Source organism: Amycolatopsis sp. MJM2582, assembly GCF_000754115.1.
Taxonomy (GTDB): Bacteria; Actinomycetota; Actinomycetes; order Mycobacteriales; family Pseudonocardiaceae; genus Amycolatopsis; species Amycolatopsis japonica.
The window spans coordinates 631981-657195 of record NZ_JPLW01000002.1; the positions used below are offsets into that span (position 1 = coordinate 631981).

27 protein-coding genes are annotated in these 25215 nt (G+C 68.9%); 18 read left to right on the plus strand and 9 right to left on the minus strand.

Annotated features, from left to right (window positions below):
* Positions 1-68: 68 nt before the first annotated feature.
* Genes ED92_RS13165 through ED92_RS13175 form a run of 3 tightly spaced genes read left to right on the plus strand, consistent with a single transcriptional unit; the run spans position 69 to position 2722 of the window.
* Positions 69-647: a helix-turn-helix domain-containing protein gene (locus ED92_RS13165; protein WP_037337451.1), complete on the plus strand. Its 579-nt coding sequence runs from the start codon at positions 69-71 to the stop codon at positions 645-647.
* On the plus strand, positions 644-1882 hold the full coding sequence (locus ED92_RS13170) for an MFS transporter (RefSeq protein ID WP_037337454.1): 1239 nt from the start codon (positions 644-646) through the stop codon (positions 1880-1882). Before ED92_RS13165 ends, ED92_RS13170 begins: the two co-directional genes overlap by 4 nt.
* A 15-nt stretch (positions 1883-1897) precedes the next feature.
* A complete protein-coding gene (locus ED92_RS13175) occupies positions 1898-2722 on the plus strand; it encodes a metallophosphoesterase (RefSeq protein WP_037337457.1) in 825 nt (274 codons plus the stop codon).
* A 102-nt stretch (positions 2723-2824) separates the two neighbouring features.
* On the opposite strand, the gene ED92_RS13180 is transcribed toward ED92_RS13175, so the two are convergent.
* Positions 2825-3724, minus strand: coding sequence for a PAC2 family protein (locus tag ED92_RS13180; protein WP_037337460.1), 900 nt, complete (start codon positions 3722-3724; stop codon positions 2825-2827).
* A 178-nt stretch (positions 3725-3902) separates the two neighbouring features.
* Between ED92_RS13180 and ED92_RS13185 the strand changes: the two genes are divergently transcribed.
* The 5 genes from ED92_RS13185 to hisG all read left to right on the plus strand — a co-directional run bounded on the left by ED92_RS13185 (position 3903) and on the right by hisG (position 7823).
* Positions 3903-4583, plus strand: coding sequence for an HAD family phosphatase (locus tag ED92_RS13185; RefSeq protein WP_037337463.1), 681 nt, complete (start codon positions 3903-3905; stop codon positions 4581-4583).
* A 56-nt stretch (positions 4584-4639) separates the two neighbouring features.
* Entirely contained in the window at positions 4640-6103 is a 1464-nt protein-coding gene (locus tag ED92_RS13190; RefSeq protein ID WP_037337465.1) for an AlkA N-terminal domain-containing protein, read from the plus strand.
* 14 nt (positions 6104-6117) lie between these two features.
* Positions 6118-6609 carry a methylated-DNA--[protein]-cysteine S-methyltransferase gene (locus tag ED92_RS13195; protein ID WP_037337468.1) on the plus strand — a complete coding sequence of 164 codons (492 nt, stop codon included), beginning with the start codon at positions 6118-6120 and terminating at the stop codon, positions 6607-6609.
* A gap of 72 nt (positions 6610-6681) precedes the next feature.
* Positions 6682-6945 (plus strand): phosphoribosyl-ATP diphosphatase, encoded by a 264-nt coding sequence (locus ED92_RS13200; RefSeq protein ID WP_016334149.1) that lies wholly within the window; start codon positions 6682-6684, stop codon positions 6943-6945.
* Between the two features lie 32 nt (positions 6946-6977).
* Positions 6978-7823, plus strand: a complete 846-nt coding sequence (gene hisG / locus ED92_RS13205; RefSeq protein ID WP_037337473.1) for an ATP phosphoribosyltransferase — start codon at positions 6978-6980, stop codon at positions 7821-7823.
* A 72-nt stretch (positions 7824-7895) separates the two neighbouring features.
* Here hisG and ED92_RS13210 read toward each other — a convergent pair whose 3' ends face one another.
* The 3 genes from ED92_RS13210 to ED92_RS13220 form a co-directional block, all read right to left on the minus strand.
* Positions 7896-8831: a ParA family protein gene (locus tag ED92_RS13210; protein WP_037337476.1), complete on the minus strand. Its 936-nt coding sequence runs from the start codon at positions 8829-8831 to the stop codon at positions 7896-7898.
* A gap of 67 nt (positions 8832-8898) precedes the next feature.
* Positions 8899-9684, minus strand: coding sequence for a thioesterase family protein (locus tag ED92_RS13215; protein ID WP_037337479.1), 786 nt, complete (start codon positions 9682-9684; stop codon positions 8899-8901).
* Between the two features lie 172 nt (positions 9685-9856).
* Positions 9857-10750, minus strand: coding sequence for a RecB family exonuclease (locus ED92_RS13220; protein WP_037337482.1), 894 nt, complete (start codon positions 10748-10750; stop codon positions 9857-9859).
* A gap of 128 nt (positions 10751-10878) precedes the next feature.
* Between ED92_RS13220 and ED92_RS13225 the strand changes: the two genes are divergently transcribed.
* Together ED92_RS13225 and ED92_RS13230 are read left to right on the plus strand one after the other, a co-directional pair.
* On the plus strand, positions 10879-12030 hold the full coding sequence (locus ED92_RS13225) for a M50 family metallopeptidase (RefSeq protein WP_052120516.1): 1152 nt from the start codon (positions 10879-10881) through the stop codon (positions 12028-12030).
* Between the two features lie 57 nt (positions 12031-12087).
* On the plus strand, positions 12088-12912 hold the full coding sequence (locus ED92_RS13230; protein ID WP_007035384.1) for a tRNA (adenine-N1)-methyltransferase: 825 nt from the start codon (positions 12088-12090) through the stop codon (positions 12910-12912).
* A gap of 502 nt (positions 12913-13414) precedes the next feature.
* On the opposite strand, the gene ED92_RS13235 is transcribed toward ED92_RS13230, so the two are convergent.
* Positions 13415-13870 carry a hypothetical protein gene (locus ED92_RS13235; protein WP_081975778.1) on the minus strand — a complete coding sequence of 152 codons (456 nt, stop codon included), beginning with the start codon at positions 13868-13870 and terminating at the stop codon, positions 13415-13417.
* A 7-nt stretch (positions 13871-13877) separates the two neighbouring features.
* A complete protein-coding gene (locus ED92_RS13240; RefSeq protein WP_037337488.1) occupies positions 13878-14699 on the minus strand; it encodes a hypothetical protein in 822 nt (273 codons plus the stop codon).
* A gap of 362 nt (positions 14700-15061) precedes the next feature.
* Between ED92_RS13240 and arc the strand changes: the two genes are divergently transcribed.
* Complete coding sequence (gene arc, locus ED92_RS13245; RefSeq protein ID WP_037337492.1) at positions 15062-16864, plus strand: proteasome ATPase; 1803 nt, start codon at positions 15062-15064, stop codon at positions 16862-16864.
* Positions 16865-16918: 54 nt separating this feature from the next.
* On the opposite strand, the gene ED92_RS13250 is transcribed toward arc, so the two are convergent.
* Positions 16919-17830: a DMT family transporter gene (locus ED92_RS13250; RefSeq protein WP_037337495.1), complete on the minus strand. Its 912-nt coding sequence runs from the start codon at positions 17828-17830 to the stop codon at positions 16919-16921.
* Positions 17831-17974: 144 nt separating this feature from the next.
* Between ED92_RS13250 and ED92_RS13255 the strand changes: the two genes are divergently transcribed.
* From ED92_RS13255 to ED92_RS13265, 3 genes are read left to right on the plus strand one after another with little or no spacing between them, the layout of a single operon-like run.
* A complete protein-coding gene (locus ED92_RS13255) occupies positions 17975-18319 on the plus strand; it encodes a hypothetical protein (protein ID WP_037337498.1) in 345 nt (114 codons plus the stop codon).
* The gene (locus tag ED92_RS13260) at positions 18316-19269 is read left to right on the plus strand and encodes an aldo/keto reductase (protein ID WP_037337500.1); all 954 of its coding nucleotides are present in this window, start codon (positions 18316-18318) and stop codon (positions 19267-19269) included. Before ED92_RS13255 ends, ED92_RS13260 begins: the two co-directional genes overlap by 4 nt.
* A gap of 56 nt (positions 19270-19325) precedes the next feature.
* Positions 19326-19931 (plus strand): hypothetical protein, encoded by a 606-nt coding sequence (locus ED92_RS13265; protein ID WP_037337503.1) that lies wholly within the window; start codon positions 19326-19328, stop codon positions 19929-19931.
* Here the strand turns inward: ED92_RS13265 and ED92_RS13270 are convergent.
* Positions 19928-20446 (minus strand): NUDIX hydrolase, encoded by a 519-nt coding sequence (locus tag ED92_RS13270; protein ID WP_037337505.1) that lies wholly within the window; start codon positions 20444-20446, stop codon positions 19928-19930. The two genes, ED92_RS13265 and ED92_RS13270, sit on opposite strands and share 4 nt — an antisense overlap.
* 43 nt (positions 20447-20489) lie before the next feature.
* Here ED92_RS13270 and dop point away from each other — a divergent pair, with 43 nt between their 5' ends.
* The 4 genes from dop (at position 20490) to prcA (ending at position 24012) form a co-directional block, all read left to right on the plus strand.
* Positions 20490-21992, plus strand: coding sequence for a depupylase/deamidase Dop (dop, locus tag ED92_RS13275; protein WP_016334163.1), 1503 nt, complete (start codon positions 20490-20492; stop codon positions 21990-21992).
* 97 nt (positions 21993-22089) lie between these two features.
* Positions 22090-22284, plus strand: coding sequence for a ubiquitin-like protein Pup (locus tag ED92_RS13280; RefSeq protein ID WP_005150863.1), 195 nt, complete (start codon positions 22090-22092; stop codon positions 22282-22284).
* A 77-nt stretch (positions 22285-22361) separates the two neighbouring features.
* Positions 22362-23198, plus strand: coding sequence for a proteasome subunit beta (gene prcB / locus ED92_RS13285; protein WP_037337508.1), 837 nt, complete (start codon positions 22362-22364; stop codon positions 23196-23198).
* Between the two features lie 52 nt (positions 23199-23250).
* Positions 23251-24012, plus strand: coding sequence for a proteasome subunit alpha (gene prcA, locus ED92_RS13290; protein ID WP_037337513.1), 762 nt, complete (start codon positions 23251-23253; stop codon positions 24010-24012).
* Positions 24013-24371: 359 nt separating this feature from the next.
* Here the strand turns inward: prcA and ED92_RS13295 are convergent, their stop codons facing one another.
* Entirely contained in the window at positions 24372-25010 is a 639-nt protein-coding gene (locus tag ED92_RS13295) for an RICIN domain-containing protein (protein WP_037337515.1), read from the minus strand.
* Between the last annotated feature and the right edge of the window lie 205 nt (positions 25011-25215).

Genomic DNA, 25215 nt, shown 5'->3' on the forward strand with positions numbered 1-25215 from the left:
CAGCGCGGCGGCTGCCTGTGAATCTGAAAGAGAACTTTCGAAAGAAGTCTTTCAGATTGGATCGGGCGATGGCCGGGTTACCGCCGCGCAAGCGGATCGAAGACGTCGAGCTGATGCGGGCGTTGGCGCATCCGCTGCGTTCGGCGCTGGTGGACCACCTCATGGCGGTCGGCCCGCGGACCGCGAGTGAGTGCGCGGCGGCCGTCGGCTCGACCGCCTCGAACTGCAGCTGGCATCTGCGTCAGCTGGCGCGGCACGGTCTCGTGGAGCGGGTCGAAGGGGAGGACGGGCGGGAGCGGCCGTGGCGGGCGTGCCAGGTCGGCATCGAGTTCGGTGACGACCCGGAGCTGCACGGCGCGCAGCTGGCGGTCGTGGGCACCACCCTCGCGCGGGAAAAGGAGCTGACCGAGCGTTATCTCGACGCCGCCGACCGGCTCGGCAAGGAGTGGCGGGACGCTTCGGGGATCAACACCTACTCGCTGCGGGTGACCGCTGGTGAGCTGGACGAGCTGGTCCAGCGGATCGACGCGCTCGTGCGGCCCTACGTCGGCGCGATCCGCGAAGACGCTCCCGCGGAGGCACTCCCGGTCCACTTGGGACTGCGGGCGTTCCTCCGCATCGACGCCGAGGGGAAACCGGGCAGATGAAACCGTTGAGGGAACCCGCGTTCGCGCGGTTGTGGATCGCCGCGTTCTTCTCCGAGACCGCCGAGTGGATGCTGCAGATCGCGTTGCCGGTGTTCGTCTTCCAGGCGACCGGTTCGGCGGCGACCACGGCGTTGAGCATCGTCCTGGGCCTGGTGCCCGCGGTACTGCTGAGCCCGGTCGCCGGCGTGATCGCGGATCGCTGGAACCGGCGGCTGGTGCTGTGCGTGGTGTGCGCGGGACAGGCGTTCGTGGCGCTGCCGCTGTTGTTCGTCGCGTCCGGCGGCCCGGTCCACGTGATCTACGCGGTGATGGCCGCGCAGGCGGGCCTGGCTTCGTTGTTCGAGCCCGCGCGCAACGCGCTCGTGCCCGAACTGGTCCCTCCCGGCGAGCTGATCGGCGCCAACGGCCTGATGAGCATCAACGGCAGCGTCGCCCGGCTCGCCGGTGGCTGGGCGGGCGGTCTCCTGCTCGGGTTCGGCGGCCTGGGCTGGGTCGTGGTCGCCTATCTCGGCGTGCTGGTGATCGGCTCCGCCCTCCTGGCGCGCCCGTTCCAGCGTGTCGCGGCGCCGAAAGCGGCCGGACCGCACGAACCGGTGTTGCGAGCGTGGCTCGACGGGCTTCGCGAGATCGGCCGCGAAGGACGCCTTCGCCTCGCCGGTGTCGTCGTGGTCCTGACGTCGCTGGCACAGGGGATGTTCCTGGTGCTGTTCGTGGTCTTCGTGCTCGACATCCTCGACGGCACCGAAGGCGACGTCGGCCTCCTACGCGGCGTACAGGCGCTCGGTGGGCTGGCCGCGGGATTCGCCGTCGCCACCGTCGCCCGCAAGGTCGCGCCCGCCGCACTGCTCGGCTGGGGCGGGCTCGCGCTCGGCCTGCTGTCGGCGCTGATCTGGAATCTGCCCGCGCTGACCGCTTCGCTGGGCGTTTTCATCGGGCTCTTCGGCCTGGTCGGCGCACCCGGGGTGCTCGCCGGATCCGGGTTGCTCTCGCTGGTCCAGACCGCCGCGTCCCCGGCACGCTCCGGCCGCGTGCTGAGCACCGTCTTCGCGGGGACCGCGGGGTTCACGGCGCTGGGCGCGTTGCTGACCGGCTGGCTGCTGGACGTGCTGGGCACGGGGGTCCTGCTGAACGTCCAGGCGGGTTTGCACACCCTCTCGGCGTTGATCGTGCTGGCCGTGTCGGCGTCGGGAAGGCTGCGCGGTAAGGCAATTCCGGCGGTTCCCCGGACCGGGTGAAGCTACGGTGGTGGAGTGCCGCATCTCTTCGCCACCAGCGACCTCCACGTCACCCATGAGGGCAACGCCCCGCTCGTCGACGAGGTCGTCCCCCGGACCCCCGACGACTGGCTGCTCGTGGCCGGTGACGTCGCCGAACGCGCCGAATCCGTGATCGGGGTGCTCAAGACCTTGCGTGAACGTTTCGCGAAGGTCGTCTGGGTACCCGGCAACCACGAGCTGTGGACCACCCAGAAGGATGAATGTCAGCTGCGCGGGCAGGCGCGCTACGAGCATCTGGTGGAACGCTGCCGCGAGATCGACGTCCTCACCCCGGAGGACCCGTACCCGGTGTGGGAGCACCAGGAGAAGCCGCTGACGATCGCGCCGCTGTTCGTCCTGTACGACTACAGCTGGCGGACCCCGCTGGCCGACGGGCTGCCGATGCTGGCGGCCATCGAGCAGGCGCGTGAGGCGGGCGTGTTGTGCACGGACGAGTTCTTCCTGCACCCCGATCCGTATCCCAGCAGGCAGGCGTGGTGCGCCGACCGGGTGAAGATCAGCACGGAGCGGCTGGAGGCGATCCCCGAGGACCACGGGACGATCCTCATGTCGCACTGGCCGCTGCACCGCCACCCGACCGAACCGCTGTACTACCCGGAGTTCGCGCTGTGGTGCGGGACGACCGAGACCGAGGACTGGCACCTGCGCTTCCGTGCCGAGGTCGCCGTCTACGGGCATCTGCACATCCCGCGCTCCACGGAGGCGGACGGCGTGCGCTTCGAAGAGGTCTCGCTCGGCTATCCGCGTGAGTGGCGGAAGCGGTCGCGGGGACCGATCCCGCTGCGGCGCATCTTCTGACGCCTCAACGGGGGCGCGAGTCTCTAATGTCATGAAAGGGCCGTTCCTGACGAAAAACGTCAGGAACGGCCCCTTCATGACATTTGCGGCAGGAGGGTGCGCTCAGCCTCGCCCGGGACCGTCCTGGCCGGGACGGCGCCGCCGCAGGTACCGCTCGAACTCGGCCGCGATCTTGTCCCCGCTGACGTCGTCCAGCGTGAACTCGGTCTCCGCGTCGCCGCGCTCCTCGAGCCCCCGGACGTACTCGCTGATCTCTTCGTCCTCCTCGGCCATCTCGGTGACCGTCCGCTGCCACTCCTCCGCCTGCTCGGGAAGGGCGCCGAGCGGGATCTCGACGTCGAGCACGTCCTCGAGTTTGTGCAGCAGCGCCAGCGTGGCCTTGGGCGACGGCGGATGCGAGACGTAGTGCGGCACGGCCGCCCAGATCGAGACCGCCGGGACCCCCGCCTGCACGCAGTAGTCCTGCAGGACCCCGACGATGCCGGTCGGCCCCTGGTAGTTGTTCAGCTCCAGCCCGAACTGCGAAGCGGTGTCCTTGTCGTACGCCGTCCCGGTGACCGGGACGGGCCGGGTGTGCGCGGTGTCGGCCAGAAGCGCGCCGAGGGTGACGACAGTGGAGACCTCCAGCTGCTGGATGTGCTCCAGCAGTTCGGCGCAGAAGGCGCGCCAGCGCATGTTCGGTTCCGGCCCCTGCACCAGCACGATGTCCCGGCTGAAGCCCTCCGGGCGGCACACCGAGAGCCGCGTGGTCGGCCAGTCGACCCGCCGGGTGACGCCGTCCACCATGCGCACGGTCGGTCTGCTGACCTGGAAGTCGTAGTACTCGTCAGGACTCAGCTCGCTCAGTGGGGTCGCATCCCAGTTGAGCTGGAGATGCTCGACCGCCCGGCTGGCCGCGTCACCTGCGTCGTTCCATCCTTCGAAGGCGACGATCATGATCGGCTTGGTGTCATCCGGGTGGTCGCGGCCGGGCCGCTGGGTCTCGTCGACGGGCTCACTCACCGGACCAGCCTACGACCAGGCGGCCGTGTGCCGTTGGGCATGTCCGGTGGCGTTTCGCGGGCGCGAACCGCGCGGAGCCGACGCAATGCGACATTTCGGGCACTTACCTGGCCGTCGACATGAATCCATCTCGGCTACCGTGGGCTCCGGAAGGCCTGACCGAACGTGAGGGGGAGCCGTGACCGAACCGTCCACACCGGACGGACTCGCCGCCGTGCTGTGGGACATGGACGGCACGCTGGTCGACTCGGAGAAGCTGTGGGACGTCGCGCTCTACGAGGCCGTCGAGAGCCTCGGCGGAAGCCTGACCGAGGAGCAGCGCCTGAGTCTTGTCGGGTCCAATATGGACGACACGGCCGCGTTCCTGCTCGAAGTGTGCGCCAGGCCCGTGACACCAGAGTCGATCGCGGAGATGGGGGAGTGGATCCGCCGCCGCACGGCGAACCTCTTCGACGGTCCGCTCCCGTGGCGCCCCGGCGCGCAGGAGCTGCTCGAACTGTTGCGCGCCAACGGTGTCCCGATGGCGCTGGTCACCTCCACCGAACGGTCGCTGACCGAACTCGCGCTCAACACCATCGGCCGCGACTACTTCGCCGCCACGGTCTGCGGTGACGAGGTCGATGGTCTGAACAAGCCACACGCGAGGCCGTATCAGCTGGCCACGGAATTGCTGGGAGTCCCGGCTTCCCGGTGTGTGGCGATTGAGGATTCACCGCCCGGCGCGGCTTCCGCGGCCGCCGCGGGCTGCACGGTGGTGGTGATCCCGAACGACGTCGACGTCGAACCGGGAGAGCGGCGGGTGTTCCGTTCGTCGCTGGTCGGGCTCGACGTGCCGGCGCTGACCGCGCTCCTGCCCTGACCGCCATGTCGCATTTCCGCTAGACCGCACCCGGTGCGGTCGGTGATGCTGGCCTGGTGCATGAGGATTTCGAACGCTGCGTCCGGGCGGTCCAGGCGAAGGACGCCCGGTTCGACGGCTGGTTCTTCACCGCCGTCCTGACGACGCGGATCTACTGCCGGGCGAGCTGTCCGGTCGTCCCGCCCAAGCCGGAGAACATGACGTTCTACCCGAGCGCGGCGGCCGCGCAGGAGGCCGGGTTCCGTGCCTGCAAACGGTGCCGTCCGGACGCCAGCCCCGGGTCACCGCAGTGGAACGAGCGCGCGGACCTGGTGGCCAGGGCGATGCGGCTGATCGCCGACGGCGTCGTCGACACCGACGGCGTGAGCGGGCTGGCCGCCCGGCTCGGCTACAGCGTCCGGCAGGTGGAGCGGCACGTGCGCGCCGAACTCGGCGCGGGCCCGCTCAGCCTCGCCCGTGCGCAACGGGCGCAGACGGCGCGGCTGCTGATCGAGACGACCGGCCTGTCGATGATCGACGTCGCCCTCGCCGCGGGATTCGGCAGCGTCCGGACCTTCAACGACACCGTCCGCGAGGTCTTCGCCCTGTCCCCGACGGAACTGCGGGCCCGCGTCCGCACCGCGCCGGCGACCGCGCCCGGGACGCTCAACCTGCGCCTGCCGTACCGGAAGCCGCTGTTCCCGGACAACCTCTTCGGGCATCTCGTCGCGACTGGCGTCCCCGGTGTCGAGGAATGGCGCGACGGCGCGTACCGCCGCACGCTGCGGCTCCCGCACGGCGCGGCCGTCGTCGCGCTCAAGCCGGAAGACGGGTACATCGGCTGCCGGCTCACGTTGTCGGATCTGCGGGATCTCTCGACCGCGATCAGCCGCTGCCGCCGTCTGCTCGACCTCGACGCCGACCCGGCCGCGGTCGACGAAGCCCTGGGCGCGGACCCGCTGCTCGGCCCGCTCGTGGCCGCCGCGCCCGGCAGGCGGGTGCCGAGGACGGTCGACGGTGACGAGTTCGCCGTCCGGGCGGTCCTCGGGCAGCAGGTGTCCACCGCGGCCGCGCGAACCCACGCTGCCCGGCTGGTGCTCGCGCACGGTGAGCCCGTCGACGATCCGGACGGCGGCCTCACCCACGTCTTCCCGGACGCCGCCGCGCTGGCGGAAATCGACCCGGAAAGCCTCGCGATGCCGCAGAGCCGCAAGCGGACCCTGCTCGGCCTCGTCGCCGAACTGAACGACGGCGGGCTCGACCTCGGGGCGGGAAGTGACTGGCAGTCCGCCCGCGAGCGCCTGCACGCGTTGCCCGGCTTCGGCCCGTGGACCGTCGAGAGCATCGCGATGCGCTCGCTCGGTGACCCCGACGCCTTCCTGCCGACCGACCTCGGCGTCAAAATCGCCGCGAAGGGGTTCGGACTCGGCCCGGCGGCGTTCGCCACGCACGCGGAACGCTGGCGCCCGTGGCGCGCCTATGCCGTCCAGCACCTCTGGGCGACCGGAGATCACCCGATCAACAAGCTGCCCGCCGCCTGACTCCGAGGAACGCCATGCGCACGCACACCGTCATCGACAGCCCGTACGACAAGCTGACTCTGGTCGCGGACGGCGAAAGCCTCTGCGGGGTCTACATGGTCCAGCAGCGGCACCGTCCGGCCGAGGAGAGCTTCGGCCATCCGGACCCGGGCGCGCCGATCTTCGTCGAGACCGAGAAGCAGCTGAAGGAGTACTTCGCCGGACAGCGGAAGGAATTCGATCTTTCGCTGAGCTTCGGCGGCACCGAATTCCAGCGGATGGTCTGGGAAGGCCTGCTCGGGATCCCATATGGCGAGACGGTTTCCTACGGTCAGCTCGCCGACCGTCTGGGCAGGCCCACCGCGTCGCGCGCGGTCGGCCTCGCGAACGGGAAGAACCCCATCAGCATCATCGTGCCCTGCCATCGCGTGATCGGGTCCAACGGCGATCTCACCGGTTACGGCGGTGGTGTCGAACGGAAACGGCACCTGCTCGACTTCGAACGGGGCGGTGCCGCGCTGTTCTGAAGTGTGACGCGAGCGGCAACACACCGGCCCGGGGCAGCGCGACGCGGGCGCGGATGGAAGGATCTCCAGACCGTGAAGACCTTCGATGAGCTGTTCGCCGAGCTTGCCGAGCGCGCCCGCACGCGCCCTGACGGTTCCGGCACCGTCGCCGCGCTGGACGCGGGAGTGCACGCGCAAGGCAAGAAGGTGCTCGAAGAGGCGGGCGAGGTGTGGATCGCCGCCGAGCACGAATCCGACGACAGGCTCTCCGAGGAGATTTCACAGCTGCTGTACCGCGTACAGGTGCTCATGCTCGGCCGAGGACTGTCGACAGAGGACGTGTACCGGTACCTGTGACGCGTTCGCGTCCGGAGAACCAAGGAGAAGCAATGCTGCGTGTCGCCGTGCCGAACAAGGGAGCCCTCGCCGCCGCCGCGTCGGAGATGCTCGGAGAGGCCGGCTACCGCAAGCGACATGAGGCCCGCGACCTGACCGTGCTCGACACGGTCAACGAGGTCGAGTTCTTCTTCTTGCGTCCCAAGGACATCGCGATCTACGTCGGATCCGGCGAGCTGGACCTCGGCATCACCGGCCGCGACCTCGCGCTCGACTCCGGCGCCCCGGTCGAGGAGATCCTCGGCCTCGGCTTCGGCGGTTCCACCTTCCGGTACGCCGCGCCGGCGGGCCGGGAGTGGCGGGCCGAAGACCTGCAGGGCAAGCGGCTCGCGACGTCGTACCCGCGGCTCGTGCGCGAGAACCTGAAGCAGCACGGGGTGGAGGCGGAGGTCATCCGCCTCGACGGCGCCGTCGAGATCTCGATCCAGCTCGGCGTGGCCGACGCCATCGCGGACGTCGTCGAGTCGGGACGTTCGTTGCGCCAGCACAACCTCGTGGCCTTCGGGGACCCGATCTGCGTGTCGGAGGCGGTGCTGCTGCAGCGGGCGGGCACCGAGCACACCCGGCCCAAGGATCAGCTGAAGGCGCGGCTGCAGGGTGTCGTCTTCGCCCAGCACTACATGATGCTGGACTACGACTGCCCGCGGTCGCTGCTCGACGCGGCCATCGCGATCACGCCGGGTCTCGAGTCGCCGACCGTCGCGCCGCTGGCCGACGCGGACTGGGTGGCCGTGCGGGCGATGGTGCCGCGCAAGGAGGTCAACCGGATCATGGACGAGCTCGCCGAGACCGGCGCCAAGGCCGTCCTCGCTTCGGACATCCGGGCCTGCCGCCTCTGACCCCCGCTCCAGACGCCATGAACGGTCCTTTCCTTGCGAAATTTGGGAGGAAAGGACCGTTCATGGCATTGGCTAGCGGGGGCGGTTGGGCTTCTTGGGCATCAGGTCGTAGAGCTTCTTGCGTGCCCCGTTGTCCTTCGCGCTACGGGTCACCGAGACCTCGGTGATGAAGTCCTCGAAGACGAACTCCTCGTCCGCGGGCACGATCGCCGCGGCCGGATGATTCCGCAGGTAGCCGTCGAGCGTCTCCGCGATCTCCCGGAACGACAGTGCCTGCAGCGTTTCCGGCGCGTACGTCGTCACCGGAACGCCGTGCGCGGCGGCTTCGTTCATCACGACGCCGAGTGGGACGTGCGACAGCATCGGGATCCCGAACGCGTACAGCTCCTGCAACGCCGCGGCCGCGTAATGCGAGATCGGGCGGCGGTACAGCCCTGGCACGAGACCGTAGTAGGCGATCGGCGGACGGCCGACGGTCTGTTCGACGTAACGCACCTGGTCCGAAAGCAGGCGCAGCGCGCGGATGCTCGTCCGGTCCGGCTGCACCGGCACGAGGATCCCGTGCGAAGCGGCGAGCGCGTTGTTGGTCAGTACGTCGAGCGCGGGCGGGCAGTCGATGATGATGTGGTCGTAGTTGGCGAACTGGATGACCCTGGCCAGCTGCCAGCCGGGCACCCGGAACTGGTCCAGCCGCCGGATCAGGTCGAACATCCCCGGCGAGGTCGGGATGACGTCGAACGCGCCACCCCGCCCGAGATTGCTGCGCGGATGCCGGACGACGAGTTCCTCGATCGGGCCCTTCCACACCTTGGTCAGGGCTTTCGCGAGGCTGGGCATGTCCGGCGCCACCTCGTCCAGGCCGAGGAGTTCAGTGGTCGCGTGGCCCTGTGGGTCGAGGTCGATCAGCAGCACCCGGCGGCCGCGTTCGGCCAGTGCGGCCGCCGCGCCCACGCTGAGTGAGGTCTTGCCGACCCCGCCTTTCTGGTTGACCACCGAGGTGATCTGCATGCCGAAGCGCTCCCTGTGTCTGTTGTTCCGGGAAGGCTATTGGAAACCCGCCGAGAAAGCGCGTCTATCAGCCCGCCTGTCGCGGCCGCACCAGCAAGGCCTGCGCCCCGGAGGCGATCGGCCCCGACGTGTCGTGCAGCGTCGTCGTCGCCGTGCCGATCCCGTTCGGGCCGACCAGGGTGGCCGCGTCGACGCCGATCCAGTCGCCGAGGGGCGGACGGCGGAGGTGCACCGTCAGCTCGGAGTTGATGAACCACCACTCCCGCGGGTCCAGGAAGTTCGAGATCCCGTTGCCGGAATCCGCCAGCACGAACAACCGCTGCAGCGGGCTGGGCTTCTCCCCGTCCACGAGCGCGACGCGCTGCCTGCCCCAGACGGTCGCGGGGCCGGGTTCGTCCAGCGCACCCTTGACGCTGCGCCACTCGACGGCCTGCAGGTACCCGCCGAGCCAGCCCTCCGGCCAGTTCGACGCGGGCAGCCCGTCCGGCGACGGCAGCGCGGGAGCATCCGCCGTGGCCACCGCGGTGGTGTCCGACGTCGCGATGCGCCACGCCGAGGCACGGGCGACGACCCGCTCGCCGTGGGAGAGCTCGGCTGTCAGCCATTCGACCGACCGGCCCGGCCGTTCCACCCGGGCCTGTACCGACAGCTCCTCCAGCGGCGCGGGCCCGAGGATCTCGACCGTCACCCGGGCCAGCTGGCTCGCGTGGGGCGCCTCGACCTCTTCGAGCGCGCGGACCAGCAACGCCGAAGGCGGCCCGAAGTGCTGCGCGTCCGGGGTCCACGGGCCGGCGGTGTGCGGGGTCGGGAGGAAGACGCCGTCACCTGACGGCACGTAAAACGCTTCTGTCACATAAGCACCTTAGGCCGTGTCCGATGAGGCCGTTCGCGGTCTCCGCGCCCAGGCGCCCCCTGACGGCACGGGCGGATGCGGCCGAGTACGACCCGGTACGAGGCCGATCCGCCCGCACCGCCAGGAACCACCTGGATCACGAAGCCCATCGAACGGACTCACCGGACACGGCCTAATCCGCACGGTCCAATACGGACTCCTCGCCGGGATCCGGCTCCGGCCAGCCCGGGTACGGCGGGGGAGTGCCGCCGTACTGTGGGCAGAGTGCCTGGTGATCGCACCACGCGCAGAGTTTGCTCGGATTCGGCCGGAAGTCGCCGGTCTTGCCCGCTTTGAGGATCGCCTGCCAGATCGCCTCCAGCGTGCGCTCGAAGCGGATCAGCTCGCCCTCGTCGGGCGTGTAGGCCAGGGACTGCCCGTCGGTGAGGTACATCAGTTTCAGCTGGCGCGGCACGACACCGCGAAGCCGCCAGAGGACCACGGCGTAGAACTTCATCTGGAACATCGCCTTGGCCTCGCCGATCTCGCGCGGCGCGGCACCGGTCTTGTAGTCGACGACGCGGATCTCGCCGGTCGGCGCCACGTCCAGCCGGTCGACGTAGCCCCGAAGCAGGACTCCGGAGCCCAGTTCGATCTCGACGTGCAGCTCACACGCTTCCGGTTCCAGGCGGCGCGGATCTTCGAGGCCGAAGTAGGTGTCGACGAGCTGCTCGGCCGACGCGAGCCACGACGTGACGGCCTCGGGATCCTCCTGATCGAACAGCTCGATCCACTCCGGACGCTCCGAAGACAGCTCTTCCCACGCCGGTGCGAGCAGCTCCTTGGCCTGCGGCGGCGTGCGATCGGCCTGCGGAAGGGAGAACAGGCGCTCCAGCACGGAATGCACCAGCGTGCCGCGCAGCTGGGCCTTCGTCGGGATCTCGGGCAGTCTGTCGACCGCGCGGAAGCGGTAGAGCAGCGGACACTGCTTGAAGTCGCTGGCACGCGACGGGGACAGGGCCGGCCGACGGCGCGGGACTTCGGCGCCGGGCGGCGGATCGGCGGTGACCGTGTCGGTGTCGGGCATGGGGGAAGCGTATCGCCGGGTACCGACAGTTTCGGGACCGCGACGGACCGGAGTGGCATGACCGACACCACCCGGACGGGAAGGGCGGGTTACCGGCACCCCACACCTGGGCATCTACGCTTCGACACATGGCGGTGACGGGTGAGCAGGGCCCGCCTCGACGAGGCGTGGCACCAGAGGGTGGGCTCCTGCTGTTCCGGGTCTCCGGGATCCCCGTGCTGCTGGCCCCTTCGTGGTGGATCGGCTCCCTGATCATCGTGGTGCTCTACACGCCGCTGGTCGGCCGGATCCTGCCCGGGGTCACCACGCTGACCTCCTGGCTGCTGGCCGCCGCGTTCGCGGTCCTTCTCGGACTTTCCGTGCTCGCGCATGAACTCGGGCACTGCCTGGTCGCGCTGCGCCTCGGCATCCCGGTCCGGCGCCTGCGGTTGTTCCTGCTCGGCGGCCTCTCCGAGGTCGCCAGGACTCCCCGCCAGCCTCGGCAGGAAGGGCTCGTCGCCGCCGCGGGACCGGTGGTTTCGTTGCTGCTCGGCGGATTCTGCGGGCTGCTGATGTTCGCCGTCCCGCCGGAGAGCGCCGCCTGGCTGCTCATCGCCGAATGCGCCGTCGCGAACTTCGCCGTCGGGATCTTCAACCTCCTTCCCGGACTTCCGCTCGACGGCGGACGGCTGGTCCGCGCCGGGGTCTGGGCTGCCACGGGACGCCGCGAGAAGGGCACGCGCGCGGCGGTCGTCGGGGGCGGTGTCGTCGCGGCGGGCCTGGTCGTCTGGGCGCTGTGGGGTCTGGCGGCGGGCAGCGAGGACCGCTGGCTCCGCCTCGGTGTCTGCGTCGTGACGGCGTGGTTCGTGGTCCTCGGCGCGCGAAGCGAACTCGCCGCCGAAACACGCCGAGGCTGGCCGGAAGGCGTACGGCTGAGCGAACTCATCCGGCCCGTTCTGCAGCTTCCCGCGGAAAGCCCCGTCTCGGACGCGCTGGCCGCTTCGGCGGGCCGCGGGGTGGTCCTGGTGCGCGCCGACGGCGTCGCCGCCGGGCTGCTCGACGAGACGGCCGCCGCACAACTGGCCGGGACGTCTCCGCACGCGCCAGCGGAGATGGCCGCGGAGCCGATCCGCGCCGACACCGTGCTGCTCTCCTCGGAGTCGGGGGAGGAGATCGCCGAGCGGGTCAGGGAAACCGCCGCGTGGCAGTTCCTCGTCGTGGACGACGAAGGCAGGCCCGCGGGGGTGCTGCGGCGGGAAGACCTGCGCGCCGCGATGACCCGGAGCCGACCCCCGGCGTAGCGCGGTACGGCCACCTGCGAGGATCGGTCGTCGATCATTCGCGCGTATGGAGGTTCAGTGTCGGTCCGTGGGCCGTTTCGTGTTGGTGACCGGGTTCAGCTGACCGACTCCAAAGGGCGGCACTACACCATGGTGCTCGCCGAGGGACAGCAGTATCACACCCACCGCGGCGCGCTGGCGCACGACGACGTGATCGGTGCGCAGGAGGGTTCGGTCGTCACTTCGGCCGGCGGCAGCCACTATCTGGCGCTGCGCCCGTTGCTGCCCGACTACGTGTTGTCGATGCCGCGTGGCGCGCAGGTGATCTACCCGAAGGACGCCGCGCAGATCGTGATGTGGGGCGACATCTTCCCGGGGGCGCGGGTGCTCGAGGCCGGTGCCGGTTCCGGCGCGCTGACCTGCTCGCTGCTGCGCGCGGTCGGTTCGGAAGGCACGGTGCAGTCCTACGAGATCCGGGACGACCACGCCGAACACGCCGAGCGGAACGTGGAGAAGTTCTTCGGCCACAAGCCGGACAACTGGTCGCTCACGGTCGCGGACCTGTCGACGCACACCGGCGAGGTCGACCGCGTCGTCCTCGACATGCTGGCGCCTTGGGACCAGCTGGAGACGGTCGCCGCGCATCTCGTGCCCGGCGGCGTGCTCACGGTCTATGTGGCGACGGTCACACAACTTTCGCGGATCACGGAAGCCCTGCGGGATCAGCAGTGCTGGACCGAACCGGAGTCGTGGGAGACCCTCATGCGGCCCTGGCACGTCGTGAGCCTTGCGGTGCGGCCGGACCACCGGATGGTCGCGCATACCGCGTTCCTGCTGACGGCGCGCCGTCTGGCGGACGGGACCGTATCGCCGCGGGTCCACCGTCGCTCCGGCAAGGGCTGATCGATACTGGTGGCCGTGCTCGCCTGAAGGACCCTTTCCCGGCACCTGGCGCAGGGCACCGGCGAAGTCGTATAAGCGCTGGTCGATGCCACTCTTGGTGATTCGGACCGGATCTTCGAACGGGGCGGTTGGCAGGAGGCTCGACCAGATTATGTCCACAAAGGACACCAGTCGTGTCTTGGGTTCTTCTGGCCTCGGGGTGGCTGAAGGGGCCTTTCACCGCATGGGGCGAGGGTAAAGCGCCCTTCGTCGCATGCGATGAGGGGGATGTGCCGTGAATGCCCGCAGGGACGCTCTTCGCCGGCTGAATATCCGATTGATGTCTACATGCCCGATTTGTCGAAGGGGTCGTGAGTGATAAAACGCGTTAGAACGCTCTTTATCACTCACGACCCAGCCCACACGCATCACGACTGGACACCGATACGGACTTAAGGCACGAACTTCTGACGCAGGACACTAGGCGCGAGGAAGGGGTCCTTCACGGATCGCGGGCCGATGCCTACGGCACACACCACTTGCCGTCGCGTTTCTTCAGCGGGAAGGGCGTGTCCTTCTGGCCGCCCGCGCCCTCGACGTGAACGGTCACCGAGGCGGAGTCGCCGCTGACCGACGGCGGATCGGGGACGGTCGCGGTGACCTTCCCCGCGGCCGCCCACTTCCGGCCGAGTTCGGCCAGATCGGCCGAGGACTGCTGGACACAGGTCAGCTTCCCGAACGCGGTCGCGTCGTGGTTGACGATGGCCGCGGCGATCGCCTTGCCGACGACCTCGACCGCGGCCACGTCCGGATCCACCGGCACCGGCCGGGACGAACCCGGCCGCGGCTCGGGCGTGACACTGCTCGACGCGGCCGGGTCGGAGCCGGACGGGGCCACCAGCAGCAGCCCCACCACGACCCCGGCCACGACCGCGCCGCAAACCACCGCGACGGCGGTCAGCTTGTGGCTCACCGTCACGGGTAGGTCACTTCTTGTCGGCCTTGATGTCCTTGAGGCACCACAGGTCCGATTCCTTGGCCGCGGTGATGGTGCCTTCCGCGGTCTTGGTGCCCTGGGTGGCGCGGTAACGCCCGGTCGCCCGGTCGCCGCTTTCCTTGGCGGGCTCGATGATCTCGAGCTTGATCGGGTCGAGCGGCTTGCCCTCGTCCTTGGTGTTCTCGCTACGGCAGATCAGGTCGAGGAACGTCTTCTTGTCACCCGCGCTATAGGAAGTCGCGGCGCCTTCGAAGACCTCCTGCGGCGTGGCCTTGCCGCCCGGCGCCGGACCGGAGCTTTTGGTCGACGACGTGCTCGGCGAGCTGGACCTGGTGCGCGTCGAGCTCGGCTTCTGCGACGAGGACGGGGTCTCCGACGGTGCGGCGCTGCTGGAGGGCGGCGCGGCGACCGGGTTGTCGTCGCCGGAGTTCAACGCGATGACCAGTGCGGTGACACCGCCACCGACCAGCACGACCGCGCCGATCGCGATGCCGACGATCAGGCCGGTCTTCTTTTTCTTGGGTGGCTCTCCGCCGCCGTAACCGCCTTCCTGCGGGTACGCGTTGAAGCCGCCCTGCTGCCCGTATGGATCCGGCTGGCCGAACTGCTGCGTGCCACCGGGGTATCCCTGCTGGGGCTGAGGACCGCTCTGCGGGTAACCACCTTGCTGCTGGCCGTACGGGTCCTGTTGTCCGTACTGACCGGCGCCGGGGTATCCCTGTTGCGGCTGGGGGCCGCTCTGCGGGTACCCGCCCTGCTGGCCGTACGGATCCTGTCCGTAGCCGCCGGGCTGCTGCGGCGGGTATGTCATGGCTGGTGCCCCCTAGCTGTTCTGCGAAAATGCTCAACATGACCTGCGGGTCCGCCTCCCCGGCGAACGTCGCCCGATGCTAGCCATCGAGCCGGATCGCCGCTCGATTAGGGCCGAACTGAGACCGGAAACCCGTTTGCACCCGGACGGAGCCGGGTATTCCGTCGCAGGTCAGGCCAGGTGGACGGATTGTGACCATGAGTGCGCCGGACCCGGCACCGGGATGGCCCCTTGCGCGTCGCGAAGGTACGTGCTGGCGGGTCGTCCGGAACGCGACGCGCCGATCTTGTGATGCGGAAAGGCCTTTTATTGTCGGTGATCGCCGGTACCGTGGAATGAAAAGCACTCCGAGGAGGTGCCCGATGCATCATGACCTTCCCGGAGGTCGGCGCGAGGAGGCCGACCCTTCAGAAACGACCGGAGCTGGAACCACGTCCGACGAGCAGGCACGTCAAATCCGCTTCCTCGAGGAGGAAGTCGCCCTGCTGCGCCGGAAGCTCACCGATTCCCCACGTCAGAACCGAGTGCTGGAGCAGCGACTCGCCGAGGCGTCGGAACGCGTGAGCCAACTCACGGAACGCAACACGAAACTGGTCGAGACGCTCCGCGAGGCGCGTGGCCAGTTGCTCGCGTTGCGGGAGGAGGTCGACAGGCTGGCCCAGCCTCCGAGCGGTTACGGCGTGTTCGTGACCGCGTACGAGGACAACACGGTGGACGTGTTCACCGCGGGCCGCAAGATGCGGGTTTCGGTCTCACCCGCGGTCGAGGTCTCGTCGCTGCAGCGCGGCCAGGCGTTGCGGCTCAACGAGGCGCTCACCGTCGTCGAAGGCGGTGACTTCGAGCGGATCGGCGAGGTCTGCGCGCTGCGCGAGGTGCTGGCCCCGGACGTCGAGGGCGGCAGCCCCCGTGCGCTCGTGGTCGGTCACGCGGACGAGGAGCGGGTCGTCCTGCTCTCCGACCCTCTGGCCGAACAGCCCCTCAAGCCGGGCGATTCCCTGCTGGTGGACTCGAAGGCCGGTTACGCCTACGAGCGCGTGCCGAAGGCGGAGGTCGAGGATCTCGTGCTGGAGGAGGTGCCCGACGTCCGCTACGAGGACATCGGTGGCCTCACCCGGCAGATCGAGCAGATCCGCGACGCCGTCGAGCTTCCGTTCCTGCACGCGGATCTGTACCAGGAGTACCAGCTGCGTCCGCCGAAGGGCGTGCTGCTCTACGGGCCTCCTGGCTGCGGAAAGACCCTCATCGCCAAGGCGGTGGCCAACTCGCTCGCCAAGAAGGTCGCGGAAGCCCGCGGCGACTCGGCGGACGGGAAGTCCTACTTCCTGAACATCAAGGGTCCGGAACTGCTGAACAAGTTCGTCGGGGAGACCGAGCGGCATATCCGCCTGATCTTCCAGCGGGCTCGGGAAAAGGCCTCCGAAGGCACCCCGGTGATCGTGTTCTTCGACGAGATGGACTCGATCTTCCGCACCCGCGGTTCGGGCGTGTCCTCCGACGTGGAGACCACGATCGTCCCGCAGCTGCTTTCGGAGATCGACGGTGTCGAGGGCCTGGAGAACGTCATCGTCATCGGCGCCTCCAACCGCGAGGACATGATCGACCCGGCGATCCTGCGGCCGGGCCGGCTCGACGTCAAGATCAAGATCGAGCGTCCGGACGCCGAAGGCGCGAAGGACATCTTCTCCAAGTACCTCTCCGACGGTCTCCCGATCCACGCGGACGACCTCGCCGAGTTCGGCGGGGACGTGAAGGCGACCTTCGACGCGATGATCCAGCACACCGTCGAGCGGATGTACGAAGAGACGGACGAGAACCGGTTCCTCGAGGTCACCTACGCCAACGGTGACAAGGAAGTCCTGTACTTCCGCGACTTCAACTCGGGCGCGATGATCCAGAACATCGTGGACCGGGCGAAGAAGTCGGCCATCAAGTCGGTGCTGGAGACCAAGCAGCCCGGCCTGCGCGTGCAGCATCTGCTGGACGCGATCGTCGACGAGTTCGCGGAGAACGAGGATCTGCCCAACACCACCAACCCGGACGACTGGGCCCGGATCTCCGGCAAGAAGGGCGAGCGGATCGTCTACATCCGCACGCTCGTCACCGGCAAGAACCAGGATTCGGGGCGGGCGATAGACACCGCCACGAACACCGGTCAGTACCTGTAGTACGAGCCAAAGGGGCCCTTCACCGCATGCGTTGCGGTGAAGGGCCCCTTCGCGTCACACGGCTACGGCTTCTTCGGCCTTCTTGCGCGGGCTCAGCCGCCCGTGCGCGGCCAGAATGCCCAGGACGACGAGCAGCGCGCCGACGGGCTGGTTCCACGCCAGGGGTTCGTCGAGCACGAGAACACCGAGCAGGACACCCACAGCGGGTGTGAGGTAGGTCACTGCCGAAGCGTTCGACGCGCCCCACGCCGCGATGATCGACGCGTTCCAGGCGTACGCCAGTCCGGTGCCGAGCGCCCCGAGCGCGATCATGCTGAGCACGATCGGCGTGTCGAGACGTACCGGCGTCGTCGCGATGAACGGCGCCAGCGCCAGCATCACGACGGCGCCGCAGCAGACCTGCCCGAGCGCGATGGTCGGCGCGTCGAGGTTCCGCCAGGAGATGAACCGTCGCACGTAGACGAACGAGATCCCGTAGCAGGTCGTCGCACCCAGACAGGCCAGCTGCGCGGTCAGCTCGTGGGAGATGTCGATCCCTTGCCAGACCCCGACGATGGTGAGCACTCCCAGGAATCCGAGGATCAGCCCGGTCGTGCGGGCCTTCGTGAACCGTTCCGACGGCAGGGCCGCGGCGGCGATGAGCATGGTGATCAGCGGTGTCGTCGCGTTGAAGATGCTGGCGAGCCCGGAGGAGATGTACTGCTCGGCCCAGGAGAACAACAGGAACGGGATGACGCACAGCAGCACGGAGACGACCGCGAGATGGCCCCAGAGCGCCGGATCGCGGGGGAGCGGCTTACGACGCCAGGCGGCGATGGCTGTCAACGCCACGGCGCCGAGGCAGACGCGGGAGAGCGCCACCTGGGCGGGCGACAGGCCGGTGAGGCCGACCTTGATGAACAGAAAACTCGCACCCCATACGATCGCGAGCGCCGCGAACCGGATCGCGATACTGAAACGTCCCAATTGTCCTTCTCCTGATTCCGCAAGTCCGCGCCCAGTGAATCCCGGCATCCCCCTTGCGCTCCAGCGGTTTTCGGACGTTGTGTCCGACGCCTCCCGCGTGGCGCTCGGCCGGATCGTCCGTATAACGACCTATACTTCCGGGCCGTGAGCGAATCCTCCGGGCGCCCGCGAGCGCCGATCACCGAAGCCGATGTCCTGGCCTGGCTGGAAACCACGGCCGCCGCCGTCCGGGCGGGCGAGGTGAGCGCGCCCGAACTGATCGAGCTGCTGGGCGAGTTGCGCCGCGCCTCCGCGGCTTGCGCCGACGCCTCCGACTGGGCACTGCTCGCCGCGCGGGAGGAGGGCGCCAGCCTCCGCCAGATCGCGCCGGTGTTCGGCAAGGGTTACGTTCGGGCCCCGGCGGCCCGCCTCGAAAAGCTGCACCGGCAGGCGCAGAATTCGAGCCAGTGGCTCGCGATCCTCCGCCACAAGAACGAAGGAGCCCGGTGACGGACACGGAAATCCCCGTCGGCGACCGGGTCGCCGTCGGGCTGGCGGCACTCGGCAGGCCCGCCTACATCAACCTCGGCCGGGCCGAGGTGTTGCCGCCGGGACGCGAGTTCGAGGCGATGCGCGCGGCGACCTACGCGGTGCTGGACGACGCGTACGGCGCGGGCGTCCGCTGGATCGACGTCGCCCGTTCGTATGGTTCTTCGGAGGAGTTCCTGGCCGGCTGGCTCGCCGACCGCGGGCACGCGGACGTGACGGTGTCGAGCAAATGGGGCTACCGCTACGTGGGGGAGTGGAAGCTCGACGCGCCGGTGCACGAGGTCAAGGAGCACACCGCGGCGCGGTTCGCCGGGCAGTGGGCGGAAACCGTTGACCTGCTGGGGAAGGCGGTCTCGCTCTACCAGGTCCACTCGCTCACTGTGGACAGTCCACTGTTCACCGACGACCGGCTGATCGGCGCGCTCGCCGAACTCGCCGCCGACGGTGTCCCGGTGGGCTTCTCCACGTCCGGGCCCGCCCAGGCGGACGCGGTGCGGCGGGCGTTCGAGCTGGAAGTGGCCGGAACGCCGGTGTTCAGCGCCGTGCAGTCGACGTGGAACCTGCTCGAACCCTCGGTCGGTTCGGCGCTCGCGGAAGCGCACGCCGCCGGGAAACGGGTGCTGGTCAAGGAAACCGTCGCGAACGGACGGCTCGTGGTCGAGCCGCCGTCACCGCTCGCGCGGATCGCGCGGGAGCACGGGACGGGGCCGGACGCGGTGGCCATCGCGGCGGTGCTCGCGCAGGACTGGCGGCCGGTCGCGGTCATCGGCCCGTCGAGTACGGCGCAGCTGCGGGAGAATCTCGTTGCCGCGAAGGTGAAGCCGACCGCCGACGAACTCGCGGAACTCGCCACGCTCGCCGAGGAGCCGTCCGCGTACTGGCGGCACAGGTCCTGCCTCGGCTGGCGGTGAAGGGCTGGACTAGTCTCGCGGCAAACGTCAGGCGGGACATCGGGGAGGACTCGAGAGTGCGTCATCGGCAGGTACTCGCGGTGGCGACGGTCGCGCTGTTCGGTCTGTCGGGATGCGCCGACCGTCCCAACGACCTCGACACCTACTACGACGACCCGACACCGACGCCCACGGTCGAGCCCGCGCAGCCTTCGGTCAAGCCGCAGGCCAACCCGGTTCCGCCGCCGTCGACCCAGGCTCCCGTCCCCGCCGCCGTCTCCGCCGCGTTGCTGACCGACGAGGACGTCGCCGAGGAAGAGGTCGTTCCCGGCGAGAGCAAGGTGTCCGGCTGTCTGACCGGTCTGACCCGCGGCACGAGCCGTTCGGCGTCGTGGTCGTACCCGAGCGGTTCGACGCTGGAACACCAGGTCACCGCGTACACCGACCGGGACGCGTCGGATGTCGTCACCCAGGCGGACTGCGAAGGCAGGAAACTCACCCTGGCGAAGCAGACCGGCGTCGAGGTCCAGCGCGCCTGGTGCGAGGACAAGACGTGCACGGTGTTGCTCGCCAAGGGGAACCTCGTCTCCGCCCTCAGCGTGACCGCCGGAACCGAAGCGCGGGCGACGGACGCGGCGAAGCGGTTGTTGCCGATCGTCGCGCAGCGCCTCCGTTCGGCCTAGCGCGAGTCTCGTCGCCGAAACCATTCCAGGGCGCCCAGCCGGCCGTCCGGGATGAACCGGCTCTCGGGATCGTCGAGCCACGAACGCAACTCGCTCAGCGTCAGCCAGCGTCCTTCGACCACTTCGGACGGCTGATGCACGAAAGGGCCGTCCCAGCGCGTTTCGAAGGCGAAGTTGTGGGCACGGATCGTGTCGTCGTCGGTGACGTGGACGAAAAGCGGGCGTAGTTCCACTCCGTGAACACCCAGTTCTTCGGCCAGTTCCCGGCGTGCGCATTCCTCCGGGGTCTCGCCCGCGGCGACGATGCCGCCCGCCCAGCAGTCCCATGTGGAGGGATAGACGTCCTTGGTGGCGGTACGCAGATGCACGTAGACACGCTCTCCGTCACTCGAACGGACCAACACCACGCCCGCGGCGTGCCAGAGCCCCTCCGCGCGGACCCGGGAGCGCGTGGCCGCTCCCACCGCGGTTCCGTCGAGGTCATAGAGCGCAACGAGTTCGTCACTGCCTGACATGGGGGGCATCGTCGCACGGCTCCGACCCCGTAGGGTGGTGGGTATGCGGCGGATCATGGGAACCGAAGTCGAGTACGGCATCGCGGTGCCGGGCGACGCGACGGCGAACCCGGTACTCACCTCGACCCAGGTCGTGCTCGCCTACGCGGCCGCGGCGGACATCCCGCGGGCGAGGCGGGCACGCTGGGACTACGAGGTGGAATCACCCCTGCGCGACGCCCGCGGGTTCGACCTGACCGGCCCGAGCGGCCCAGGGCACGATCCGGACGTCGAGGACCTCGGCGCGGCGAACGTGATCCTGACCAACGGGGCGCGGTTGTACGTCGACCACGCTCACCCGGAGTATTCGGCGCCCGAGGTGACGAACGCGCGTGACGCGGTCATCTGGGACAAGGCGGGCGAACGGGTCATGGAGGAGGCGGCGCGCAAGGCGGCCACCGTCCCCGGGCAGCCCCCGCTGCAGCTGTACAAGAACAACGTCGACGGCAAGGGCGCGAGCTACGGCACGCACGAGAACTACCTGATGCAGCGGTCGACCCCGTTCACCGCGGTGATCGGGGGGCTGACGCCGTTCTTCGTCTCCCGTCAGGTGATCACGGGTTCCGGCCGGGTCGGTGTCGGGCAGCAGAGCGAGGAAGCGGGCTTCCAGCTCTCGCAGCGGTCCGACTACATCGAGGTCGAGGTCGGCCTGGAGACGACGCTCAAACGCGGCATCATCAACACCCGCGACGAGCCGCACGCCGACGCGGACAAGTACCGCCGTCTCCACGTCATCATCGGCGACGCGAATTTGGCCGAGTACTCGACGTATCTCAAGGTCGGCACGACGGCGCTGGTGCTGGACCTGATCGAGGCGGGTATCCGGTTCGACGACCTGAAACTGGACGAGCCGGTGCGGGCCGTGCACCAGATCAGCCACGACCCCACGCTGAAGGCCAAGGTGTCGCTGGCCAACGGGCGCAAGTACACCGGGCTGGACCTGCAGTTCGCCTACCACGAGATCGCGTCGGCGAACCTGGAGCGCACCGGCGCGGACGAGGCCTCCAAGGAGGTCCTGCGGGTCTGGGGCGAGATCCTCGACGCGCTGGCACGGGACCCCCAGGAATGCGCGGACAGGCTGGACTGGCCGGCGAAGCTGCGGTTGCTCGAGGGCTACCGCGCGCGGGACCAGCTGGCCTGGGGCGCGCCGCGGTTGCGGCTGGTCGACCTGCAGTACTCGGATGTCCGGTTGGACAAGGGCCTGTACAACAGGCTCGTCACCAGGGGCTCGATGAAACGCCTGGTGACCGAGGAGGAGGTGCTGGAGGCGGTCACGACCCCGCCTTCGGACACCAGGGCCTATTTCCGGGGCCGCACGCTGGAGAAGTACGCCAACTCCATCGCCGCGGCGTCCTGGGATTCGGTCATCTTCGACGTCGGCAGGGAATCGCTGGTGCGGATCCCGACGTTGGAGCCGTTGCGGGGCACGAAGGCCCACGTGGGGAAGTTGCTGGACGACTCCGCGACCGCCGAGGAGCTGGTGGAGGCGCTCACCGGTTCGGACTAGCGGGATTTCCTTTCATCGGGGTTAAGCGATCACGGATCCCACGGAATGTCGGGACCGCTGGGTAGGCTAGGAAACATCGGCCACACCGGGAGGCGAGATGGCTCAGGAAAAGATCGAAAAGCACGGCGGAGGCGACTCGGACGAAGAGTTCGAGGGCGGCGGTCCGGCGGGCCAGGAGCGGCGCGAGAAGCTCGGTGAGGACGTCGACACGATCCTCGACGAGATCGACGACGTGCTCGAGGAGAACGCCGAGGACTTCGTGCGCGCGTACGTGCAAAAGGGCGGCGAGTAGCTCGTTTTCCGGCGGCCCCGGGCCGGGGCCGCCTGTGCGGAGCCGGCGGATCACACAGATTGGAACTTTGAGCACGTATGGAACACACCTCGGGTAAGTCGGCGCTGCCCGCCGCGTACTTCTCGTCGGCGACCTCGTCGTTCTCGGACTTCCTTCGGGCGCAGGCGCCCGAGCTGCTCCCGGAGCGGCGGGTCGCGACGGGCGCGGGCGGGCTGGACGCGCCGCACGGCACGACGATCGTCGCGGTCAAGTTCGCGGGCGGGGTGCTGATCGCCGGTGACCGGCGGGCGACGTCGGGCAACCTGATCGCCTCACGCGACATGGAGAAGGTCCACGTCACCGACGAGTACTCGGCGGTGGGCATCGCGGGCTCGGCCGGGCTGGCGATCGAGATGGTGCGGCTGTACGCGGTCGAACTGGCGCACTACGAGAAGATCGAGGGTGTCTCGCTCTCGCTCGACGGCAAGACGAACAAGCTCGCGGGGCTGGTGAAGTCCAACCTCGAGATGGCGATGGCCGGGCTGGCCGTGCTGCCGCTGTTCGTCGGATACGACCTCGACGCCGAGGACGCGAAGCACGCGGGCCGCATCGTCTCGTACGACGTGACGGGCGGGCGCTACGAGGAGAACGCCGGCTACCACGCCATCGGTTCGGGTTCGCTGTTCGCCAAGGGCTCGCTGAAGAAGCTGTACGACCCCGACGCGGACGCCGAAGGCGCGATCCGGACGGCGGTGGAGGCCCTGTACGACGCGGCGGACGACGACAGCGCGACCGGCGGACCGGATCTGGTGCGCCGGATCTTCCCGACGATCGTGACGGTCACCGCGGAGCAGGGTGCGGTGGCGTTGCCGGTCGAGCAGACGACCGCGGTGGCCGAGGCGGTCGTGGCCGGACGAGCCGAGCGCGGGCGCTAGCCCTTCTCCCTGTCCCCTTCCCGATGAGAGCCCGAAAGAGCGGAGCACCACAGTGACGATGCCGTTGTACGCCTCTCCCGAGCAGTTGATGCGGGAGCGTTCCGAGATCGCGCGCAAGGGCATCGCGCGTGGCCGGAGCGTGGTCGTGCTCAAGTACCGCGGTGGCGTGCTGTTCGTGGCCGAGAACCCCTCGGCGACGTTGCACAAGGTGTCGGAGATCTACGACCGGATCGGTTTCGCGGCCGTCGGCCGCTACAGCGAGTTCGAGAACCTCCGTGTCGCCGGTATCCGGCACGCGGATCTGAAGGGCTACCAGTACGACCGGCGGGACGTCAGCGCGCGTGCGCTGGCGAACGCGTACGCCGCCACGCTGGGCAGCATCTTCACCGAGCAGCTGAAGCCGTTCGAGGTCGAGGTCTGTGTCGCCGAGGTCGGCGCGACCGCCGCCGAGGACCAGCTGTACCGGTTGACCTACGACGGTTCGATCTTCGACGAGCCGAAGTTCGTCGTGATGGGCGGTCAGGCCGACACGCTCACCACGAAGCTGAAGGAGAGCTTCGAGCCGGACATGGAGCTGGGCGCGGCGCTCGGTGTCGCGGTGAAGGCGTTGCGCGACAACACTCCCACACCCGCGAACGGCGATTCGGACCCGGTGAAGCTCGAGGTCGCCGTCCTGGAGCGGGAGCGGCGTGGCCGCAAGTTCCGCCGGGTCGCCGGTGCGGCACTGGAGGCGCTGCTGCCCGCCGAGCCCGAAGAGCCGAAGAAGGACGACGCCGACGGCGACAAGCCCGAAGGTGAGTCCAAGAAGGACTGAGCCTCTCTGTACGCGAAGGGCCCCTTCCCGCGTTGGGAAGGGGCCCTTCGCGTTCTCGCCCGACGTTTGTACACAGTGGAACGCCGTGAAGGCCTCCTTGAGGGACCCAGAGTCCCTCAAGGAGGCCTTCACGGAGGCGATGGCTACGGGAGCGGCGGTTCGGTCGCAGGTGTCGCCTCGTGAGTGGCGATTCGGGTTAGAACCCGAAATGCCACTCACGACTTCCGTGACAAACCGCCCTCGGCGCCGGGGGCCGACTCAAGGATCACTTGGGCGACGTGGACGCCAGAAAGCCGTGAAGGCCTCCTTCCCTACCTTGAGAGTAGGGAAGGAGGCCTTCACGGAGCGATCAGCCGAGATCAGGCGGGGGTGTCGCCCCACCACTGGCTGCGGCCGCCGGCGATGAAGCTCCACAGCTGGAGCCGCGTGCCGTTGGTCGACGAGTTGCCTTCAGCGGTCAGGTAGCGGCCGCTGGCCGGGCTCTGGAAGCGGACGTAACCCTCGGGGTTGACGGTGCCGCCCCACCACTGGTTCTTGGCACCGGCGATGAAGTCCCAGAGCTGGACGATGGTGCCGTTCTTGTTGATGCTGTTGAGGTCCGCGTCCAGGTAGCGGCCGCTGGCCACGTTCTGGAAGCGGGAGTAGCCCTCGGGGTTGTCGGTGATGTAGAACGCCTGGTGGTCCGCGTTCAGGTTGCAGTCCCAGAGCTGCATCTTGGTGCCGTTGCGGTTGATGGTGTTGAGGTCGGCGTCCCAGCACTTGTTCGGGTTGAGCCCGGACGGGATGAGGTACATGTCCGCGTCGGCGACACCCGCGGCCTGCGTGCGCGCACCGGTCGAGGTGCGCTTGACCGGGATGAGCTTGATGCCGTGCACGGTGACCGTGTTGAACCCGTCGCCGGTGGGCTTCGGGGCCGCGGTCGCGGCCGGAGCGGTGACCAGGGTCAGGACACCCGCGGCGGCGGCGATGATTCCCGCCAGGCGCTTCATTTTCGTCATTTTCTTTCCCCTTTGTGGAAAGCGTTTTCTCCCAGTGAGCGAAGGGGAACGGCGGAAGACGACAGGCCGCGACGAAACGCGGCCCGCAGGCCAAGCCGGTGAATCCCCCTCGTGGAAGGCTCCGCGTAAACCCCCGAGAAGCGGGCCTTCTCCGAACATCATTCAGGTCTGAACCACGGTCGTCGAGGAGATTTCCGATAGCGGC

Excerpts from the sequence above, each read along its gene's own strand:
- ED92_RS13240 (WP_037337488.1), bottom strand. The coding sequence starts at position 14,699 with ATGACATACCCGCCGCAGCAGCCCGGCGGCTACGGACAGGATCCGTAC.
- dop (WP_016334163.1), top strand. The coding sequence starts at position 20,490 with ATGCGGCGGATCATGGGAACCGAAGTCGAGTACGGCATCGCGGTGCCG.
- ED92_RS13170 (WP_037337454.1), top strand. The coding sequence starts at position 644 with ATGAAACCGTTGAGGGAACCCGCGTTCGCGCGGTTGTGGATCGCCGCG.
- ED92_RS13210 (WP_037337476.1), bottom strand. The coding sequence starts at position 8,831 with ATGCAGATCACCTCGGTGGTCAACCAGAAAGGCGGGGTCGGCAAGACC.
- arc (WP_037337492.1), top strand. The coding sequence starts at position 15,062 with ATGCATCATGACCTTCCCGGAGGTCGGCGCGAGGAGGCCGACCCTTCA.
- ED92_RS13225 (WP_052120516.1), top strand. The coding sequence starts at position 10,879 with ATGGCGGTGACGGGTGAGCAGGGCCCGCCTCGACGAGGCGTGGCACCA.
- ED92_RS13220 (WP_037337482.1), bottom strand. The coding sequence starts at position 10,750 with ATGCCCGACACCGACACGGTCACCGCCGATCCGCCGCCCGGCGCCGAA.
- ED92_RS13280 (WP_005150863.1), top strand. The coding sequence starts at position 22,090 with ATGGCTCAGGAAAAGATCGAAAAGCACGGCGGAGGCGACTCGGACGAA.
- ED92_RS13165 (WP_037337451.1), top strand. The coding sequence starts at position 69 with ATGGCCGGGTTACCGCCGCGCAAGCGGATCGAAGACGTCGAGCTGATG.
- ED92_RS13195 (WP_037337468.1), top strand. The coding sequence starts at position 6,118 with ATGCGCACGCACACCGTCATCGACAGCCCGTACGACAAGCTGACTCTG.
- ED92_RS13295 (WP_037337515.1), bottom strand. The coding sequence starts at position 25,010 with ATGACGAAAATGAAGCGCCTGGCGGGAATCATCGCCGCCGCCGCGGGT.
- ED92_RS13270 (WP_037337505.1), bottom strand. The coding sequence starts at position 20,446 with ATGTCAGGCAGTGACGAACTCGTTGCGCTCTATGACCTCGACGGAACC.
- prcB (WP_037337508.1), top strand. The coding sequence starts at position 22,362 with ATGGAACACACCTCGGGTAAGTCGGCGCTGCCCGCCGCGTACTTCTCG.
- hisG (WP_037337473.1), top strand. The coding sequence starts at position 6,978 with ATGCTGCGTGTCGCCGTGCCGAACAAGGGAGCCCTCGCCGCCGCCGCG.